This window comes from Pseudomonas sp. (assembly GCF_017744435.1).
Classification (GTDB): Bacteria; Pseudomonadota; Gammaproteobacteria; order Pseudomonadales; family Pseudomonadaceae; genus Aquipseudomonas.
Map to the genome: position 1 here is coordinate 38,566 of NZ_JAGIBG010000013.1, position 14,487 is coordinate 53,052.

The 14,487-nt window shown below is 64.5% G+C and carries 12 protein-coding genes; 4 read left to right on the top strand and 8 right to left on the bottom strand.

Going from position 1 to position 14,487, the window contains the following annotated elements; all coding sequences use genetic code 11:
• Positions 1-82 precede the first annotated feature (82 nt).
• Positions 83-490: a RidA family protein gene (locus J7573_RS11210; RefSeq protein WP_294334659.1), complete on the bottom strand. Its 408-nt coding sequence runs from the start codon at positions 488-490 to the stop codon at positions 83-85.
• A gap of 202 nt (positions 491-692) precedes the next feature.
• On the opposite strand from J7573_RS11210, the gene J7573_RS11215 reads away from it, so the two are divergent.
• Complete coding sequence (locus J7573_RS11215; RefSeq protein WP_294334660.1) at positions 693-1,019, top strand: hypothetical protein; 327 nt, start codon at positions 693-695, stop codon at positions 1,017-1,019.
• Between the two features lie 41 nt (positions 1,020-1,060).
• On the opposite strand, the gene J7573_RS11220 is transcribed toward J7573_RS11215, so the two are convergent.
• Both J7573_RS11220 and J7573_RS11225 read right to left on the bottom strand, forming a co-directional pair.
• The gene (locus tag J7573_RS11220; RefSeq protein ID WP_294334662.1) at positions 1,061-1,273 is read right to left on the bottom strand and encodes a PLDc N-terminal domain-containing protein; all 213 of its coding nucleotides are present in this window, start codon (positions 1,271-1,273) and stop codon (positions 1,061-1,063) included.
• 53 nt (positions 1,274-1,326) lie between these two features.
• On the bottom strand, positions 1,327-1,803 hold the full coding sequence (locus J7573_RS11225; protein WP_294334664.1) for an FAD/FMN-containing dehydrogenase: 477 nt from the start codon (positions 1,801-1,803) through the stop codon (positions 1,327-1,329).
• Positions 1,804-1,942: 139 nt separating this feature from the next.
• On the opposite strand from J7573_RS11225, the gene J7573_RS11230 reads away from it, so the two are divergent.
• Positions 1,943-2,950, top strand: coding sequence for a GlxA family transcriptional regulator (locus tag J7573_RS11230; RefSeq protein ID WP_294334666.1), 1,008 nt, complete (start codon positions 1,943-1,945; stop codon positions 2,948-2,950).
• 6 nt (positions 2,951-2,956) lie between these two features.
• On the opposite strand, the gene J7573_RS11235 is transcribed toward J7573_RS11230, so the two are convergent.
• Positions 2,957-3,628 (bottom strand): TetR/AcrR family transcriptional regulator, encoded by a 672-nt coding sequence (locus tag J7573_RS11235; RefSeq protein WP_294334667.1) that lies wholly within the window; start codon positions 3,626-3,628, stop codon positions 2,957-2,959.
• A gap of 337 nt (positions 3,629-3,965) precedes the next feature.
• Between J7573_RS11235 and J7573_RS11240 the strand changes: the two genes are divergently transcribed.
• Positions 3,966-7,358: an Ig-like domain-containing protein gene (locus tag J7573_RS11240; RefSeq protein ID WP_294334669.1), complete on the top strand. Its 3,393-nt coding sequence runs from the start codon at positions 3,966-3,968 to the stop codon at positions 7,356-7,358.
• Positions 7,359-7,396: 38 nt separating this feature from the next.
• On the opposite strand, the gene J7573_RS11245 is transcribed toward J7573_RS11240, so the two are convergent.
• Positions 7,397-8,035, bottom strand: coding sequence for a dihydrofolate reductase family protein (locus J7573_RS11245; protein ID WP_294334671.1), 639 nt, complete (start codon positions 8,033-8,035; stop codon positions 7,397-7,399).
• Between the two features lie 82 nt (positions 8,036-8,117).
• The gene (quiC, locus tag J7573_RS11250) at positions 8,118-10,025 is read right to left on the bottom strand and encodes a 3-dehydroshikimate dehydratase QuiC (protein WP_294334672.1); all 1,908 of its coding nucleotides are present in this window, start codon (positions 10,023-10,025) and stop codon (positions 8,118-8,120) included.
• 476 nt (positions 10,026-10,501) lie between these two features.
• Here quiC and J7573_RS11255 point away from each other — a divergent pair, with 476 nt between their 5' ends.
• Positions 10,502-11,875: an MFS transporter gene (locus J7573_RS11255; protein WP_294334673.1), complete on the top strand. Its 1,374-nt coding sequence runs from the start codon at positions 10,502-10,504 to the stop codon at positions 11,873-11,875.
• 121 nt (positions 11,876-11,996) lie between these two features.
• Here the strand turns inward: J7573_RS11255 and J7573_RS11260 are convergent, their stop codons facing one another.
• Both J7573_RS11260 and J7573_RS11265 read right to left on the bottom strand, forming a co-directional pair.
• Positions 11,997-13,409 carry a DOPA decarboxylase gene (locus J7573_RS11260; protein WP_294334674.1) on the bottom strand — a complete coding sequence of 471 codons (1,413 nt, stop codon included), beginning with the start codon at positions 13,407-13,409 and terminating at the stop codon, positions 11,997-11,999.
• Positions 13,410-13,490: 81 nt separating this feature from the next.
• Complete coding sequence (locus J7573_RS11265; RefSeq protein ID WP_294334676.1) at positions 13,491-14,435, bottom strand: LysR family transcriptional regulator; 945 nt, start codon at positions 14,433-14,435, stop codon at positions 13,491-13,493.
• Positions 14,436-14,487: the final 52 nt, after the last annotated feature.

A 14,487-nucleotide genomic window follows, 5' to 3' on the forward strand; every position in this document is an offset into this window, starting at 1 on the left:
GCTCCCACAGGTTCACCGCAGGTTCTGAATACCGTGCAGTACCTGTGGGAGCGGGCAAGCCCGCGAACAGGCCGCTACAGGCTCACGCCACAGCTGCCACGGCCTCGATCTCCACCAGCATGCCATCCAGTGCCAGGCGCGGCACCGGTATCAGCGTGCAGGTCGGCTTCATGTGGCCTCCCCAGGCCCGGTCCGCCTCAGCCACCCACTGCGCCAGGCGTTCCTCACTGTGATCGACAATCAGCAATGTCAGCTTGAACACCTGTGCCAACTCTGCCCCTTTCGAAGCCAGCGCAATCTGCAGATTGGCCAGCGCCTGGCGGGCCTGCCCTGCAAATTCGGGCGAAAGCTGCCCATTGGCATCCTCCCCGCCCTGCCCGGCGATAAACAGCAGGCGGCTACCGGCAGTCACCTCGGCAACATGGGAATAGGCGTTGGCGCTGGGGTCGTACAGGCCTTGTGGATTGGACAGCTGGACTGCGCGGGTCATGGAACGCTCCTTCGTGTGAATGAGCGTCCGAGTCTGTTGGCTCGAGTTAGGTAGAGGTCAAGCGCTTGTAGGAAATTTCTCAACTGAAGTACAGAAGCCCAACACCGCGTATGTAGGCTTCAGCCGCGCAGTTCGCTAGATTGCAGGTCCCGGCACGGAGGCCACAACCGCGGCGCAGCGCCGCTTCACTGAAGGACAAGCCATGAGCAAGCCCTACGCGTTCCAACTCGCCTACACCATCAGCCCTGTGAACAATGATCATGAAGGTGACGCAGCAGCAGCGCGTACCCACCTGCGCGAAGAGATGGGCTGGAAAAAGTCCGGCAAGATCGAAACGACCCTGAACGGTGAACTGGTCCTTTCCCCAGGCACTGCGGAAGAAAAACGCAAAGAGGCCGGCAAGGCGATTCGTACCCGCATCCGCGACGCGTTCAAGGCGCTTGAGGTGCAGGACACGGTCAGCTTCGCCGGCAGCCTGCTGGTGAGCGGCCTCGACCCGGAGATCAAGATCGGTATCACGCCGGACTGAAGCCTGTGGTATCAGGCGCACTGCGCCTGATACCCCGGCCGTCATTTTTCCTGCAGCACCGCCCTGCCCTTCACCGCCCGTGGCCCGCGCCAGGCCCAGAACAGCAACCCCGGGAACGGTGCGTAGACCACGAACACGATCCACAGCATCTTGCGCTCTGCGCGCCGATCGCTGCCGATGATGTGCCAGATGGCGAAGATCTCCAGCAGGATGACCAGGGTCGCGACAATGATCCAGATCGTTCCGATTTCCATGAGCACTCTCCCGTTGGCATGTACGGGGTTGGGTTACGGCCAGTGCTGAGGGTTCAGTCGGATTTGTGCGGCAAGCGCGCCAACGCAGCTTTGAATGCCCCAACGTCGGCAAAAGTCTGCTGGCTCACCAACTCCCCATCTTTCAACTGCAACCACAACACCTGCCCTGCCTGCCCCGGATAGCGGCTGGCCACGCGGCCTTCGCGGTCGAGCATCACCCGGTAGCTGTAATCGCGCATCGCCGGAATGGCAAACAGCTTGCTGACCAGCGCCGGCATCCGCTGGATATCGGCGACGAACACCGCATCACGCGCCTCCAGATAGCCCTTGGGCGTATCGGCCAGGGCGGCCTTGACCAGCTTGGCGCCCTCCATGTCGCGGGCCACCAGGAGTATGTGAGTGTCGGCGTTCAGGCTGTAGGGCTGGTCGTACTGGTCAAGCAGCGTCCAGGGCGCCAACCGCTCGCCTGCCTCCAGAGCATGGGCCAGCAACGGCAGCAGACCGAACAGCAATGCGACGGCGTATTTCATCGAGGTTCTCCAGAACAGGCGCGCCAGCATAGCCCACTTGCCTCAACACGACCTGCAATACGACATGCGCCCCCCGGACGTTGTCTTTCCCGCACGCTCCCGCCACACTCTGCTGGCCAGCCAGGAAGCGGAGTCCAGAGTGCCCACCCCACGTCAGTTCAGCAAGAAGACCAGCACCAGCAACATGCTGCGGCTCAAGGCCAGCGCCGGTAGCCCCGAGGCCCCCTACCGCGTCGACTTCATCCTGCTCGAGCACTTCTCGATGGCCAGTTTCACCGTGGCCATGGACGTGCTGGTCACCGCCAACCTGCTGCGCGCCGACAGCTTCCGCTTCACCCCGCTGTCACTCAAGGGTGACCGGGTGCTGAGCGACCTGGGCCTGGAACTGGTCGCCAGCGAACTGTCCGCCAATGAACTCAAGGAACTTGACCTGCTGATCGTCTGCGGCGGCCTGCGCACGCCGCTGAAATACCCCGAACTCGACCGCCTGCTGGACGACTGCGCCAGCCACGGCATGGCCCTGGGCGGGCTGTGGAACGGCGCCTGGTTCCTCGGCCGGGCTGGCGTGCTCGACGACTACGGCTGCAGCATCCACCCCGAACAGCGCGCCAGCCTGTCCGAACGCAGCCCGCAAACCCGCATCACCCCGGCCAGCTTCACCCTCGACCGCGACCGCCTCAGCGCCGCCAGCCCCAACGGCGCCATGGAGCTGATGCTCGGCCTGGTACGCCGCCTGTACGGCGACGGCCTGGCCGAAGGCGTGGAAGAAATCCTGTCGTTCTCCGGCGCCCGCTACCGCCAGGTCGGCCCCGGGGCGAAAAAGTCCATGAGCCTGCACCTGCGCACCATCGTCGAGCTGATGGAAAACAACCTCGAAGAGACCCTGAGCCTCGACCAGCTGGCGGCCTACAGCGGCCGCTCGCGGCGGCAGATCGACCGGCTGTTCCAGGCCCAGCTCGGCACCTCGCCGCGGCGCTACTACATGGAACTGCGCATCACCAAGAGCCGCCGCCTGCTGCAGTACTCCGACCTGTCGGTGATGGAGGTGGCAGTGGCGTGCGGTTTCGTCTCGGTATCGCACTTCAGCAAGTGCTATGCCGCCTACTTCGGCTACCCGCCGTCGCGCGAGCAACGGCTGGGCGAGTAAGCGGGTTCAGGCGCGGATGTAGCTGAGCACCACGTCGCAAATCATCTGCCGGTGGCGCTGCTTGACCTGCTCATCAGCCAGGTCGATCTGGAAAATATCGCCGAAGGTGTGGCGGTTGGACACCCGGTAGAAGCAGAACGAACTCATCAGCATATGCAGGTCGATGACCTCGATGCCGGGGCGGAACACGCCCTCTTCCACGCCACGCGCCAGGGTGCTGCCCAATGCCTGCAGCACCAGGCTGCTCATCTCGCGAATGGCCGGGGACTTCTTGACGTACTCGCCGTAATGGATGTTCTCGGTGCAGACCATGCGCACGAAATCGACGTTGCGGTCGTGGTGGTCGAAGGTGAACTCGGACAGCCGGCGAATCGCCTGCTCGGCCGGCAGCGACTCCAGGTCCAGGCTCTGCTCGGTCTTGCGGATGTCGCCATACAGCTTGACCAGGCACTCGACGTACAGCTGCTCCTTGCTGCCGAAGTAGTAGTAGATCATGCGCTTGGAGGTGGCCGTGCGCTCGGCGATGGCGTCCACGCGCGCGCCGGCCAGGCCCTGCTGGACGAACTCGTTGATGGCGGCCTGGAGGATGTCCTCGCGGGTTTTCTCGGGGTTGTTCTTGCGCGGTTGGCGCGTAGCCGAGGGTTCAGGCGGGCTGAGAGGGGCCACGGGGTCGGTCATGGGGGCTCACGGGGTGATTATTGGAATTAGGAAGGGATTATCCGTGAGTGGGGAGGTGCAGGGAAGCGGGCTATTGGTCGGAGGCTGTGGTTGCTGCAGGCCGATGGGACATTCGAACCTCTGATTCCCCACTGTAGATGGGGCTCAGGCCCCAGCGCGCGGGCTCTTGCGTAGCCTTTAGCGCCCCAGCGTTTTGCGCGCCCCAGGCCGCGCAAGGGCTGCCGTGACACGGCCTTGCGCGACAATCCGTTGGCACAGCCATTGCTCCGCCCTGCCTACCCAGGCAAAACGCCATTGTTGGCCCCGGGCCAACGCTCTGCGAGCGAGGCATAAGGCAATGCAAGCACCTGCCGTTACCCCCACCACGCGCCATGCATTCAGGTTGTCCGCCGTTTCCGCGTTAATGCTCAGCCTCGGGCTGGGCTGCGCCCTCGCTGCCCCGCTCGACGACCTGAGCCCGCCGCCGCCGACGGACCCCTCGCACTTCACCGAGCAACCAGCCAACCCCGAACCGGCCTTGCGCCTCTTGTACGACCTGCCGCCAGCCAACCAAGGTGCGCTGGAACTGCAAGACGGCGTTTTCGGCGACCGCGCCACCAACCGCGTCGACAACGTGCTGCCGCCCGCGCTGCAAACATCACGCAGTTACCCAACCAACGGCAAGCCGAGCCCGTTGTTCGGGGCGCAGCCGTTCACCCAGCAATTGCTGCTGTTCGAGGAATTCGGTTCGGACAAACTTGACCCGAGCCTGCCAGCTCCGCCATTGACCTTCCCGGTCCCGACGCTTGGCCCGCCTCCCACCCAGGACCCGGACGTGGTCGCCCGCAGCAGCCCGAGCAGCAACGCCCTGGAAGCCTTCCTCAGGCAACCGGGCCTGTTCCCCTTCCCGTCCCAGTTCTCCAATACCCTCGACCGCAACCCGTGGAAAGCGCAGATCGAGCTGTTCCTCGACCGCAAACCGGTCGGTTCGCCGGCGGAAGGCCGGCCACCCGGGAAAGGCTGGTCGCACCAGCGCTGGAACGAGTTCTTCCCGCAGACCGCGTTCAAGACCGTACAGGCGGGAGCACGCATCAACCAGGGGCTGCGCGACCGCAAGCAGTTGCACAACTATGCCGTCGGCGAATTTGCACCCGGCGGGCTGTATTTCCAGACCTCGGACATCCCGACCACCCTCGGTACCACCAAGGGCATCGACACCCGTTTCCACCCGAACTTCCCGGTGCAGAACCACAAGTCGCTGTGGACCTTCGACGGCACCTTCCCACCGAAGCTGCTGATGGTCCGTTATGGCCAGCCGATTCTGATGCGCCATTACAACGCGCTGCCGATCGATCCATCGGCCAACGCCGGCTTTGGCCTGCACACCATTTCCACCCACGAGCACAACGGTCACTCGCCGGCCGAGAGCGATGGCTTCGCCAACGCCTACTTCTTCCCCGGCCAGTACTACGACTACCGCTGGCCGTTGCAGCTGGCCGGCTACGACACCATCAATACCCGTGCCGAAGACCCACACGCCGCGTTCCCCTGCTCGCCGGGTGAAACCCTGTTCGTCAACGACGCCAACCCGGGGCTGAAAACCTGCGAGAACGGCAGCATCAAGATTCGTGGCGACTGGCGCGAAACCATGAGCAGCCACTGGTTCCACGACCACATGATGGATTTCACGGCGCAGAACGTCTACAAAGGCAACGCCGTGATGATGAACTACTACAGCGCCATCGACCGCGGCAACGAAGCGCTGCAGGACGGTGTCAACCTGCGCTTCCCCAGCGGCTCGGCCATGCCGTGGGGTAACCGCGACTACGACGTCAACCTGGTGATCGCCGACAAGGCCTGGGATCAGAACGGCCAGCTGTGGTTCAACCCGTTCAACACCGACGGCTTCCTCGGTGACCAGGTGCTGGTCAACTGGCAGTACCAGCCCAGGCTCAAGGTCCGCGCCCGCAGCTACCGCTTCCGTATCCTCAACGGCTCGGTGTCGCGCTACTTCAAGTTCGCCGTGGTGCGCGAAATCGCCGGCAACAGCGGTGAGTTCAAAGGGCCTCCGGGCTCCAATCTGTCGTATGCCCGGGTGCCGTTCCACATGATCGCCAACGACGGCAACATCATGGAGCACGCCGTGCCGTTCGACGGCACGATGGACCTCAACGGCGACGGCAACCTGCAGGACAACAACGGCATCCTGCCGGTACAAGCCATTGCCGAGCGCTACGACATCATCATCAACTTCGCCAAGAACGGGATAAAAGCCGGCGACAAGCTGTACTTCGTCAACCTGATGGAGCATGAGTCCGGCAAGGGCCCGAAACAGGCCATCCCCTTGGCTGATGTGCTGTCCGAGCAGTACAAGGCAGTGCTCAAGCAGACCAGCAACGGGCCCGAATGGGACAAGGGCGACCCGGTAGTGGGCAAGTTCCTGCAATTGCTGGTGCAGCCCTACAGCGGCCAGGACGTGAGCATGGACCCGGCCGCTTTCGAACCGGCCAAGCCGGGCAAGCCAGAGGGCCTGAAGATGATCCCGCTGCCAATCGACCGTTCTGCGGCCGCTGACCAGGCCAGGATCAAGGCGGCCCGCCACCGCGAGTTCATCTTTGGCCGCTCCGACGGCACCGACAGTGCACCCTGGACCATCAAGACCGACGGTGGCGCCGGCTACAACATGGACCCACGGCGCATCAGCGCCGCACCGCAGCTGGCCAACGAAGCGACCCCGGGCGGTTTCAGCGGCGACGGCACGCTGGAAGTGTGGCGGATCAGGAACGGTGGCAACGGCTGGAGCCATCCGGTGCATGTGCACTTCGAGGAAGGCGTGATCCTCAGCCGTGACGGCAAGGCACCGCCAGAGTGGGAAAAATGGGCGCGCAAGGACGTCTACCGCATCGGCGCGGAAGCCGACTCCTCGCAAGAACTGGAAGTGGCCCTGCACTTTCGCGAGTTCGCCGGGACCTACATGGAACACTGCCACAACACCCAGCATGAAGACACGTCGATGCTGCTGCGCTGGGACCTGGAACACCCTGGCCAGTTCCAGGTCATGCCCGCCCCGCTGCCCGGCTGGGATGGCGTGGAATACGCGCCTTCGGTGGGCCTGCCGACCTTCCGTAGCGGCCTCACCAACAACAGCGACAGCAACAACAAGCCACCGCTGGCCGCGAATGACAGCGCCGCAACCACGGCCGGCAAGCCGATCGTGCTCAACGTGCTGGCTAACGACACCGACCCCGAAGGCAACCTGCCCTTGACCGTCACCGGCCTGAGCCAGCCCGACTCCGGCCTTGGCAAGGTCAGCACCGACGGCACGACCATCACCTACACCCCGCCCGCCACGATCAGCACAGCGCTCACCGCCAGCTTTACCTACACCGCGCGCGACACCAAGGGCGCCGAGTCGCTGGCACCGGCCACAGTCAGCATCGTCGTGAGCCCTGCTGTGGCAGCGGACCAGGTCCAGGTCAGCAGCGCCGTGGTGCAGGAACGCAGCAACGCTCGCTACACCTGGGACATCGCCGGCACCACCTCGGTGGCCACCGGCAACAGCATCAACGTGACCGCAGCCACCACCAATGGCCCGCTGAACCTGGGCACGGCGACGCTGACGGCAGCAACCAGCGGGGCACGCTGGCGGTTGTCGGTGACCACCACCGGCAGCGTACCGGCGGCACCGGCGACGATTACCGTGAAGTCGGCACTGGGGCAGAGCGTGACAGTACCCATCAGCGTGAAATGATTGCGAGGTGAAACGGGGCCGCCATGCGGCCCCATCGCTTACCGTTTCACGTAACGCAGATGGGTTGCGTCTGGCGTGGGGAATACCTGGTCGACGCGAAATTGCGCCACCGGCTCGTACAGGTTCTCGAACAGGCGTCTTCCACTGCCAAAGAGCACCGGAGCCAGGGCGATTTCCAGTTCCTCGATGGCATCCATACGCAAGTACTGCTGTATCACGTCCGCGCCACCCGAGATGCGAATGTCACGTCCACCCGCAGCCGCCCTGGCCAGCTCAAGGGCTTTCGCCGGCCCATCGTTGCAGAAATGGAAGGTCGTGCCGCCCGGCCGCACCCAAGGTTCGCGCTTTTCGTGGGTGAGCACGTACACCGGGCAATGGAAAGGTGCCTCCTCCGGCCAGCTGCGCTCGCCCTGCTCGAACATGCGCTTGCCCATGATGGCGGCGCCGGTACGCTCCAGGGTGTGGCGCAGCATGTCGTTGACCGGGCCGGTCTCGCCGCCCGAAGCGAACATGAGCTTTTCGCGGAAGTACTGCTGCTTGAGGATCCAGCTCATCAACTCACCCCACCTGGCGCCCCAGTGCTTGTAACCGGGGCTGTCCCAGTGCGCGATGTCCATGCCTTCCGGGGCCATGTAGCCGTCAAGGCTGAGGCCGATGTTGACGAATACCTTGCTCATGATTGCCCTCTCACCTCGGATGAATCACATCCTCTGACAAAAGCTTCATAAGCATAGATGACACGGTTTCGGGTACCTGCGATCACAACACCGGCTTGCGCGCTGCCCCGCTGCGGCGCTTGGCCATGGCCGCCAGGCGCACCGCGACGTTCGCCGCGCCATACCCGGCATAGCCGCCCTTGCGCTGGATGATCTCGAAGAAGAAGCGCTCCTCGAACGGTTCGGTGTACACGTGGAACAGCTCGCCACCCTGGGCATCACGGTCGTACAGCACGTTGTAATAGGCCAGCTCGCTGAGGAACTCGTCGTTGAAATCGAAGCGCGCCGCGAGGTCGTCGTAGTAGTTCAGCGGGATCTCCAGCAGTGGCACCCCGGACTCCTTGGCCCGCGCCACTTCGCTGAAGATGTCCGTGCAATCGAAGGCGATGTGGTGCACGCCCGAGCCACGATAGCTGGACAGCGCATGGGCGATGGCGGTGTTGCGGTTTTCCGAGATGTTCAGCGGCAAACGCAGGCTGCCACACGGGCTGCGCAAGGCGCGGCTCTTGACCAGGCCGTACGGGTCGGGCAGCACCACTTCGTCATCGGCGGCAAAATCGAACAGGCTCTTGTAGAACAGCACCCAGCTGTCCAGCGATTCGGCCGGCAGCGCCAGGGCCATGTGGTCGATGCGCTGCAGGCCACCAGTGGCGCTGGCGGCCGGGTCGAGGCGGAAGTCGGTGTCGTACAGCGACGGCCCTTCCTTGCCCTGTTCCACCAGGTAGATCAGGCTGCCGTCCGGCGCACGCACGGCAGGCACTTCGCATTCGTTGGGGCCGACCAGGCCGCGGAATGGCTGGCCACGGAAGTCCGTGGCGCGTTGCAGCGCGGCATGCTCGTCCTTCACCCGCAGGGCGGTGGCGCACAGCGACGGGCCGTGGGCCTCGAAGAAGTTGTGGCCGAAGGAATACGGCTCGGCGTTGAGCACGATGTTGATGTCGTTCTGGCGCAGCAGGCGCACGTCCTTGCTACGGTGCTTGCCGGCTTCGGCAAAGCCCAGGCGCTTGAGCCAGCCACCCAGGCGCGCGCCGACGGCTTCGTCGACGGCAAATTCGAGGAACTCCACGCCATCATAGGCGCTGGCGGCCGGCGGGGTGAACAGCACGCCCGGCTCGATGGCGGTGCCTTCCTGCTCCAGGCGCAGGCGGGTCTGCTCTTCGAGGTACAACAGCGAGCGCAGGCCGTCGGCGGCGTTCTGCCGTGGCGGTGCGGCGCGGAAGCCGTCGTTGAAGATTTCCAGCGACAGCGGGCCGCGGTAGCCGGTGGCGAGGATCGGCGCGAGGAAGCCGGCCAGGTCCATTTCGCCCTGGCCCGGGAAGTTACGGAAGTGGCGGCTCCACTCCAGCACATCCATGTTCAGGATCGGCGCGTCGGCCATCTGCACGAAGAAGATCTTGTCGCCGGGAATGTCGCGGATCGCCGCCGGATCACCCTTGAGCGACAGGGTGTGGAAGCTGTCGAGGATCACGCCCAGCGCCGGGTGGTCGGCCTGGCGCACCAGGTTCCACACTTGCTGGTAGGTATTGACATGGCGGCCCCAGGCCAGGGCTTCGTAGCCAATACGCAGGCCGCGCTTGCCCGCGTGCTCGCCGAGCAGGCGCAGGTCGTCCACCAGCAGCTGTTCATCCCCAAGGGCGTCGGCCTGGACGTTGCTGCACACCAGCACCAGGTCGGTGCCCAGCTCTTGCATCAGGTCGAACTTGCGCTCGGCGCGGTCGAGGTTCTTCTGCAGGCGGTCGCGGCGGCAGCCTTCGAAGTCGCGAAACGGCTGGAAAAGGGTGATGGCAATGCCGAGGTCGGCGCACATCTGCCGCACTTCACGGGGGCTACCGGCGTAGTACAACAGGTCGTTCTCGAAGATCTCGACGCCGTCGAAACCGGCGGCGGCGATGGCTTCGAGCTTTTCCGGCAGGGTGCCGCTCAAGGACACGGTGGCTATCGAACGCTGCATGGGGAAGTTCCTTGTTATTGGACGGACGACGGGCCGAAACCGCGCTGGGTTCCTGGCACTGTCGATTATTCGCAGGTAAAGTCGGCCCGGCAATCTGTTTGTACGAAATGGTTAGTTTTGCGTTCGATTACCGCACAAAACCGATTCTGGCGAATTGATTCACTGCCAACCCTAGGCAAACATGGACCCAGACGCAGGCACACCGACCGCCCTCTTCTGCCCTGACGGGCGTTCGACAGCACCTGCGCAGACAAGCCCAACGTCACGACATAATAAGTTCAATAAACCGGGTACCGACCTATGCACACCTCCATCGCCTTGCGATCCGCACCTGCTCGTTCGTCCTCCCTTTGCAGACACCGCCTGCGATCGTCAGCGCTATAACCGCCCTACTCCCGACAAGCGATCGCACCCCCTCTGGCCGCCCCTGGGCGACGCCAGCCGTGCGACGACCTACAAGAACAACGGAGACAACGATGGCCCACTCAAGCTCTCAAGCCAAGAAAGCGACCGCCAGCGGATGGATTGGCTCGGCACTCGAATACTACGATTTCTTCATCTATGCCCAGGCTGCGGCGCTGATCTTCCCGCAGATCTTCTTCCCCAACACCGACCCGAAAATGGCCATCATCGCCTCGCTGGCCACCTACGGCGTGGGCTACCTGGCGCGCCCGATCGGCGCCTTCGTGCTCGGCCACTGGGGTGACACCCGCGGGCGCAAGAACGTATTGCTGCTGTGCATGTTCCTGATGGGCCTGTCGACCATGGCCGTGGGCCTGCTGCCGACCTACCACGACATCGGCCTGCTGGCCCCGGCCTTGCTGGTGGTGCTGCGCCTGGTCCAGGGCTTTGCCGTGGCCGGTGAAATCTCCGGCGCAAGTTCGATGATCATGGAGCACGCCCCGTTCGGACGGCGCGGTTACTACGCCAGCTTCACCTTGCAGGGCGTGCAGGCCGGCCAGGTGCTGGCAGCGGCGGTGTTCCTGCCACTGGCCTACTTCATGCCGAGCGACGCCTTCAATGACTGGGGCTGGCGCATTCCGTTCCTGATGAGCGCCTTCGTCCTGATCGCGGGCTTCATCATCCGCAAGGAAGTGCACGAAACCCCGGCGTTCGTGAAGGAAGAGAAGCAGGACAAGGTTGCCAAGTCGCCAATCAGCGAGGCCTTCCGCCACAGCTGGAAGCACATGGTGCTGGTGATGTTCATGGCCCTGATGAACGTGATCCCGGTAGTTGCCACCATCTTCGGCGCGGCCTACGCGGTGCAGCCAGCCTACGGTATCGGCTTCGACAAGAGCGTGTACCTGTGGATCCCGGTAGTGGGCAACATTGTCGCTGTGCTGGTGATCCCGTTCGTGGGCAACCTGTCCGACAAGATCGGCCGCCGCCCGACCATGATCGCCGGCTGCCTGGGCTCTGGCCTGCTGGCCTTCGTCTACCTGTATGCGATCAGCATCCAGAACGTGCCACTGGCCTTCGCCGCCTCGATCGTGATGTGGGGCATGGTCTACCAGGGCTACAACGCGGTGTTCCCAAGCTTCTACCCGGAGCTGTTCCACACCCGCTACCGCGTATCGGCCATGGCCATCGCGCAGAACATCGGCACTATGCTCACCGCCATGCTGCCGGCGCTGTTCGCCCTGGTGGCGCCACCGGGTTCGGAGAACATTCCGCTGGTGATCGGTGGCCTGGCGTTCTTTATCACCTGCGTGTGTGCACTGGCGGCCTACATTGCGCCGGAGACCCATCGGATGGCGATGGAAGACCTGGGTAATCCGGATGCCAAGCCGATGGAAAAGGAAGCCTTCGAGGCCAGCCGCAAGGGTAGCTTTCAGGCGGTGAGCAACTGATAGATTGCAGGGGGCCGCTTTGCGGCCCTTTCGCGACACAAGGCCGCTCCTACAGGGAATCGCGTACTCCTGTAGGAGCGGCCTTGTGTCGCGAAAGGGCTGCAAAGCAGCCCCGGCGATGTCAGCCTTTAACCACATCCTGCAGGTTCAGCCAAAGCTTCTCGACATGCTCCCGCTCGGTCGGCAAGGCCCCCACCGACACCCGCACCATCCACCGCCCTTCCAGCGTCGCCGGCGTCACATACGCCACCCCGGACGCATTCAACCGCTCAGCCCACGCCTTGGTATGCGCATCCAGCGCCTCCCCCTCCAGCCCCGCTGGCCGGTGGCGAATGCACAAGGTCTGCAGTTGCACCGGCGCCAGCACGTCCCACTCCGCCGCAGCTGCAACCTGTTCCGCCAGCCAGCGGGCATTGTCCAGGTCCCGGCGCAAGCGCTGCTGCAACGCCTCCACGCCTTCGCTGCGCAACATGAACCACAATTTCAGCGCACGGAACCGGCGACCCAGCGGAATCCCCCAATCCCGCAGGTTCTTCACCTCGCCATCCACCGCCGACTGCAGGTAGCTCGGGTTGGTGCTCATCACCCGGATCAAATGCTGTGGATCACGCACGTAGTAGATCGAGCAATCGAACGCCACGCCCAGCCACTTGTGAGCATTGACCACCACAGAGTCGGCCAGCTCGATGCCGTCCCACATCCAGCGGCATTCCGGGAGGATCATCGCCGAACCGGCCATGGCCGAATCGACATGCAGCCACAGCCCGTTGGCCTGGGCGATTTCGCCGATCGGGCGCAGTGGGTCGAGGGCGGTGGTGGTGGTGGTGCCGGTCGTGGCCACCACGGCGCATGGCTGGTTGCCGGCGGCCAGGTCTTGCTCGATGGCCGCCCGCAGCGCTTCCGGGCGCATGGCGAACTGCTCATCGGTAGCGATCAGGCGGATGTTGGCGCGGCCAAAGCCGGCCAGCAGTGCGGCCTTGTCCACCGAGCTGTGGGCATGGGCGCTGACATAGACGATCAACGGCTTGGCTTCGGCCTGCAGGCCGCCGCGGACCAGCGCGTAGTCGGTGGCACGCTCGCGGGCGCTGATCAGCGCCACCAGGGTGCTGGTGGACGCAGTGTCCTGGATCACCCCGCTCCACTGGCCCGACAGGCCGAGCAACTGGCGCAGCCAGTCGAGGGTGGTTTCCTCCAGCTCGCTCAGCGCCGGGCTGGATTGCCACGACAGGCCGAGCACGCCGAGGCCGGTGCTGAGGAAATCGCCGAGCACCGACGACAGGGTGCCGTTGGACGGGAAGTAGCCGTAGAAGTCCGGGTGCTGCCAGTGCGACAGGCCGGGCATGACCAGTTGGTTGACGTCGTCGAGGATGGCCTCGAACGGCTCGCCCTGCTGCGGGGCGCCTTGGGGCAGCTGGGCCTTGAGGTAGCCGGGCTCGACCTGGGCCATGACCGGGCGTTCGCCGACGGATTGGCGGTAGTCGGCGATCAGGTCGATCAACTGGTGGCCGTACTGGCGGAATTGTTCTGGGGTCACGCGCGCTCTCCTGAGGATTGTCCAGTGCCCCCAGTCTAGGCGCCTGCGCCCACGCGAATAACCCCGCTTCGCGCATACCTGCTATGGCAAACCCGCAACCCCGCCCTGCACCCCGAACTGCGACTGCCGCCACAGCTCGAACACCCGGTTGCGCAACCAGCGGTGCTCGGCCGAGGCCTGCAAGCGCTGATGCCACACTACCCAATAGCGCTGGGTATGTTCGACAAACCCCAACGGCCGCCACGCCAGCCCATGCAGGCGGCACAGCTGCCGGGCGATGTGCTCGGGCACCGTGGCCAGCGCCTGGCTGTTGCCAATCACTTGCACGGTGGCCGAGAAGAACGGCACTTCCAGGCTGATGCGCCGTTGCAGGCCCTGGGCGCGCAGGTGGCGGTCGATGAAACTGTCCTTGTCGCCGCCACCAGAAATGCGCACATGCTTGCAGGCCAGGTAGTCGTCCTGGCCAAGCACGTCCAGCGCGGTCAGCGGGTGATCCTGGCGCATCAGGCACACCGCGCGGTCTTCGCCGAGCAGTCGCCCATGCAGGTTGGGCGGCGATTCGTCGAACAAGGTGGTGGCCAGGTCGATCTCGCCGCTGGCGAGCAAGGCGTATTGCCCGGCCTGCCAGGTGCGGTAGTCGATGGAGACGCCTGGGGCTTCCTGCTCCAAGGCAGCCACCAGCAGCGGCAGCATGTGCTCGGCCACGTAGTCGGAGGCGGCCAGGCAGAAGCGCCGCTCGCAGCGGGCCGGGTCGAAGGCGGCGGGTTGGCGCAGGGCCTGGAGTTCTTCGAGCACTTGGCGCAGGGGTTCGACCAGGGCTTCGGCGTGTTCGCTGAGCACATAACCGCGGCCCTGGCGCACCAGCAACGGGTCGTCGAAGGCTTCGCGCAGGTGGGCCAGCTGGCGGCTCAGGGCCGATTGGCTGACATCCAGGCGGTCGGCGGCGTGGCTGAGGTTCTTGAGCTGCAGGAGGCAGTCGAGGGTGCGCAGGTGGGCGAGGCTGAGGGAGGCGAAGGTGGGGTTCATCGGTGTTCGGCTCCGGATTGCTGGCGAGGGCTTTGCCCTCGTTTCGCGACAC

What these genes read in the sequence shown, in the direction of transcription:
- J7573_RS11210 (WP_294334659.1), bottom strand. Translation starts at nt 490, where the DNA reads ATGACCCGCGCAGTCCAGCTGTCCAATCCACAAGGCCTGTACGACCCC.
- J7573_RS11215 (WP_294334660.1), top strand. Translation starts at nt 693, where the DNA reads ATGAGCAAGCCCTACGCGTTCCAACTCGCCTACACCATCAGCCCTGTG.
- J7573_RS11220 (WP_294334662.1), bottom strand. Translation starts at nt 1,273, where the DNA reads ATGGAAATCGGAACGATCTGGATCATTGTCGCGACCCTGGTCATCCTG.
- J7573_RS11225 (WP_294334664.1), bottom strand. Translation starts at nt 1,803, where the DNA reads ATGAAATACGCCGTCGCATTGCTGTTCGGTCTGCTGCCGTTGCTGGCC.
- J7573_RS11235 (WP_294334667.1), bottom strand. Translation starts at nt 3,628, where the DNA reads ATGACCGACCCCGTGGCCCCTCTCAGCCCGCCTGAACCCTCGGCTACG.
- J7573_RS11240 (WP_294334669.1), top strand. Translation starts at nt 3,966, where the DNA reads ATGCAAGCACCTGCCGTTACCCCCACCACGCGCCATGCATTCAGGTTG.
- J7573_RS11245 (WP_294334671.1), bottom strand. Translation starts at nt 8,035, where the DNA reads ATGAGCAAGGTATTCGTCAACATCGGCCTCAGCCTTGACGGCTACATG.
- quiC (WP_294334672.1), bottom strand. Translation starts at nt 10,025, where the DNA reads ATGCAGCGTTCGATAGCCACCGTGTCCTTGAGCGGCACCCTGCCGGAA.
- J7573_RS11255 (WP_294334673.1), top strand. Translation starts at nt 10,502, where the DNA reads ATGGCCCACTCAAGCTCTCAAGCCAAGAAAGCGACCGCCAGCGGATGG.
- J7573_RS11265 (WP_294334676.1), bottom strand. Translation starts at nt 14,435, where the DNA reads ATGAACCCCACCTTCGCCTCCCTCAGCCTCGCCCACCTGCGCACCCTC.